Genomic DNA, 4426 nt, shown 5'->3' on the forward strand with positions numbered 1-4426 from the left:
GCTGAACAAACTGGCGGAGCGGTTAAACAAGGCTGAAGCGATCATGACGTTGAAGAGCGAAATGAAAAGCATCAGCACGTAAACGGCCGAAAGAAACAGGATCGTGTTCGCCCCAAACAAAGCGACAAGGTAGATCAAATAAAACGGAAAAATGAGGGTCGGCAGCAAATCAAGAACGATGAAGTCCAATCTTTGGAACGTGTCCGGCAATCGTTCGCGTGGCTGGGACAGGCTGAACTCGCCATACATCATAAAACGGATTCGCAACGCATCCCGATCCCAGCGCGCTCGCTGCCGCAAGAGACTGACGGGATTGTCTGGAACAGCTGTCATCACCCAGGCATCCGGCACGAAGCGGACAGCATAGCCCAGGCGGCGGAGGCGCAGTGTGAACTCCAGATCCTCGCCGGGACCGACATCGAGCCCGCCCTGTCGCCTGAAAACATCGCGGCGGTATATGGAACAGGCTCCGGAACAGCAGGCTATCGCTCCGATCACGTCGAGGAAAGACCGTCCCGCGGAAAAGGACATCAGGTATTCTACGCCTTGAAGCCCGGTCGTTAGCGTTTGGCGCTCATTGGTGACGTCGACGTTGCAGCTTGCGGCCGCGACATGCGGATTGCGAAAAGCGGCAACCATCCGCGCCAATGTCGTTGGACCGACAACCGTATCCGAATCCACTGTCAGAAGCAGATCGCCGTGTGCGAATCGCGCGGCCGCGTTAACGGCTGCGCTACGGCCACAGCGCGTGCCGTGGCAGATGACCATATCAATCTCGCCGCGTGAGCGAGCACCTTCCGCGATGGCTCGTGTCGCATCGGTGGAACCGTCATCCACTACGATAATCTCGAGCGGCGGCAATGTTTGCCGGCTTAGCGAAGCGATTGAGCGGTTTAGGCCGCCAGCGCCGTTGAAGGCTGGCACTATGACACTTACTGTGGCGGTGTCATGAGGCGTGTCGCTAAGCCTGTGCTTTCGTCTTAGGGATAAGAGCAGGGCCAGTGAGATCAACGAAAACGTGTAGCGTGGAATGTCGAACATAAAAGCCGCGAACAACAGCGCAAACAAGTTCGTTCCGGCCAGATATTGCGCCAATTCGAGCATCGCGGCGTCCATGAGCATGGTACGTCTTTCATCGTGACTGAAGGGGCCGACAAATGCAACCATTGATGCTCTGGTCGGCGCAGTCCAGGTCGAACGCCAGCTCGACACTGTTCGGATCGATGATAGTCGAAAATGCAATCCCCGTTGCAGTCATTCTTCGACGGGCACCCACGTTTTGTCGGGATTGAACACGCTGATTTCCTTCGCCAGCTTGGCGGTGCTCGGGCCGAGATCCTTTTCGTAAACCGTGCCATGATGACTGACGACGAAGGTCATAATACCGGTCTCGCCGTATATTGCCGGCCAAGCGATCAGCGCGTGTCCGGCAATCATGTTGCCATTTATGACGAAGTCGTACTTGCCGCCGGCAATGTTGCTTCCTTGGGATTTGAGGATGCGGTAGCGATAGCCGAAATAACCATGGTCTGAGGCCGGAGCACCTTCGATCTTGGCCGCATCGGCAAAACTGCCCGCCGGACTTTCCTCGCCGCTTTCAGATTTCCAATAAAGGCCATCCTGCTTGCCTTCGTCGCTGATGATCTTCTGCGCAAATTCTAGCACGCCGTCACCATCATGGTCTTCCTGGGCATAGGTGGTCTGGGCGAGGACTTCATCACGGCAAGTCTGAATCGCCTGAAGCTCGTTCTCTCCTATACGGCGCGCGAGGATTTCCTCCAGACCTGCAACAGTGTCGAACTGCCAGCCCGCATCATGTTTGACGAGTGGAAACGGGAATGGCCAGACGCGACTACCCAAGATCACTTCCTTGGCGCCGTCGTCGCGATCCTTCAATTCGGTGCGTTCCTTGGATGCCTGCTGGAGTTCCGAGAGCCGGTCGTCCAAGTCTTCAGACTTTTTAGCCTGTTCGGCATTTAGTCCGAGCAATTTCGCCAGGGCATCGACATCCTTGGCCTCTAGCCCTTTCTTCAGCGCGTCCAATGCCTCGCCGGGTTCCTTGAACGTTTGAGGCTCGGACCCAACAAAACGTTGGAGAGACGGTTCGGCTGCGAATGACACCGTCACTGGCAGAATTGCAAGGATAGCGGCGATCCCGATCATTTTCAGAATTGTGCGATACATTTTGAAATCCCCTTCAAAACGAAAGTCTATTGGCCTTGTCCACATCAACGGCGACCACCGCCTCTGCCACCACCGCCTCTACCACCGCCTCGGCCACCGCCGCCCATCTGCCGTCTTCCTCCCCCACCGTGTGAGATCCGCGGACCGCCCCCACCGTGCCCGACTCTTGCACCGCCACCGAAGTCGCGACGGAAGTTACCGCGTTGGGATGCGATGCGCGTGTCGCGGCCAGGACCGTAATTGCCAAGTGCGCTCGGCTGCCTCGGACGGTTGTCAATGCGTCCTGCCGCCTTCTTGCTGGGACGATCAATATTCTTGAGTTGGCCACCCGCCTTGCTTGGACGGTTGAGATTGGCGGCCTGGCCCTTGTTTGGCCGGTTGGCTGCTGCCTTCTGTCCAATATTACGGCTTGCAGCTTGCCCTTGAGCTTTGCTGGCGATCTTGCCCCCAGCTTTTTGTTTGAGGCCTTGCTGCACGTCACGCCGAATATCGCTGCTCTGGATTTTCGATCCGGCGCCGGCAAGCCCGCCGGACGACCTGCCAGACTGCCGATTGCTTTTCAGATCGAGGCGGTTTGCGTTGTTCTGGCGAAGGTTGTTGGCGATGGAATCGCGATCGAATTTGAACTTGTCCCTGTCGAAGGTGAGATTCTTCAGGTTGTTTCTGTCAAAATGGAAGTCGTCGCGGTTGATGTTGTTGATGTCGATGTCAACGTCGTCCCCGCCCCAGGAATGCCAGTTATCCCAGTCCACCGCTGCGCCCCAAACCGCTCCGGTCAGGAAGCCGGTCCAATAGGGTGCATAGGGGTAATAATAGGAAGGATATGGATCGCCGTAGACGATCGGCTCGGTCGCTACGTAAGCCGGGCTGGTCAAGATCACCGGGTCATATGTTGGAACATACGTCACTTCCTTTTGCGTAGGCCGGATAATGACATTGTCGTTCTTCGTTTCGACGATCACCTTACTGTCCGACTTGATTGTCCCGTCGGCCACCGCCTTGTCACGCAGCTGCTGAATCGCGACGAGAACGTCCTTCTGCTGGTCGACAACCGCCCCACCAAGTTGTTGCGTCCATTCGAGATCGTCATTCATCATCGTCAGCACAGCCGGATAATTGAGCAGTGAAATGATACTGCCGTCCCAGGCGGGGTCGGGCTTCAAATCGGGCTTGTTTTTGGCTTGATCCATGAACCGAGCAGCCTGCACGATCTGCAACGGGTTGACTGCCGCCGACAGCACCAGCGCGACCAGATCGTCGGGATAAAGCGCGATGCGCGCAACAAGCGTTTCCAGCTCGTCCGCGGTCAGCAAGGCTGGCGCTTCAGCTGCGGCGGTCGCCGTTGCCGGCGCGGGTTGGGTTTGAGCTGAGGCGTTGTGCAGCCATGGTCCCGAAAGCAGCATCAGTGCTGCCGATGTCATGAGAGCGATCGTATTCTTGTGAAATGACATCACGGTTCTCCCCAGTATTCTCAAGGCGTGTTACGATTCATGCCTTCTTGCGCGTGCCCGCGCATTGTTGAGATGACCCAAAATCAGTCATCAAAGGCTAAGCAGTCACTTTAAATTTTAATTCATGATGAAACGGATTATCCTCGCAAAATCAAATTGTTAAGCACTCTCGACACTAATTCTAGTAGGGCTATGTCAACAGCATGACAATCACCATTCCCCAGATAGTCAGGAACGTGTTTCCCACTGCATAGGTGACCGTATAGCCAAGTCCGGGGATCTGGCTCTTCGCCCGATCGTTGATCATACCAAGTGATGCGGTCGTCGTACGCGCGCCCGAGCAGCAACCCAACAAAATAGCGGGATGAAAGCGGAACACGTATTTCCCAACATACATGGCAAGGATCAGGGGAACGGTCGTCACCACGATGCCCCAAAGGAAGAGGCTGAAGCCAAGCTGCTTGAGGCCCGCGACGAATCCAGGTCCGGACGAATGGCGATTTCGGGATAGCTGCGCAGGGTATTCACAACATGGTGCCCCCATTGTCGGAACGGCATGCAGCTCTTGGCAATCTACGAGCAGCGTATGTCGTTCTTCGTCCTCACCAATTATTATTGACAAGAGTACACTTATGGGCGCAGGATTCAAGAATAGAATAATGAACGAATATATTTGTATACTAATATAGCGACTACTCGAAGGTCGACTACCTTTGAGCAACGTGGAATGTATTTTGGCAGAGCATTGTCGGTAAAGTTGGTACTTTCCGTTTGAGGCAGTTAGATTCAGC

3 protein-coding genes and 1 pseudogene are annotated in these 4426 nt (G+C 55.4%); all 4 read right to left on the reverse strand.

Annotated features, from left to right (window positions below; genetic code table 11):
• The coding region (locus AAAC48_RS11920; RefSeq protein WP_340654378.1) for a glycosyltransferase family 2 protein at positions 1-1167 on the reverse strand (1167 nt) is incomplete at its 3' end.
• Between the two features lie 87 nt (positions 1168-1254).
• Positions 1255-2184, reverse strand: a complete 930-nt coding sequence (locus tag AAAC48_RS11925) for a DUF2950 domain-containing protein (protein WP_340654380.1) — start codon at positions 2182-2184, stop codon at positions 1255-1257.
• Between the two features lie 44 nt (positions 2185-2228).
• Positions 2229-3635, reverse strand: a complete 1407-nt coding sequence (locus AAAC48_RS11930) for a DUF3300 domain-containing protein (protein ID WP_340654381.1) — start codon at positions 3633-3635, stop codon at positions 2229-2231.
• A gap of 190 nt (positions 3636-3825) precedes the next feature.
• Positions 3826-4128 (reverse strand): annotated as a pseudogene (locus tag AAAC48_RS11935) (aspartate-alanine antiporter); the annotation flags it as partial.
• Positions 4129-4426: the final 298 nt, after the last annotated feature.

It is taken from the genome of Phyllobacterium sp., assembly GCF_037994405.1.
In the GTDB taxonomy this organism is placed as follows: domain Bacteria; phylum Pseudomonadota; class Alphaproteobacteria; order Rhizobiales; family Rhizobiaceae; genus Phyllobacterium.

Bases quoted from the DNA above. Each gene is read 5' to 3' on its own strand.
- AAAC48_RS11925 (WP_340654380.1), bottom strand. From the start codon at position 2,184: ATGTATCGCACAATTCTGAAAATGATCGGGATCGCCGCTATCCTTGCA.
- AAAC48_RS11930 (WP_340654381.1), bottom strand. From the start codon at position 3,635: ATGTCATTTCACAAGAATACGATCGCTCTCATGACATCGGCAGCACTG.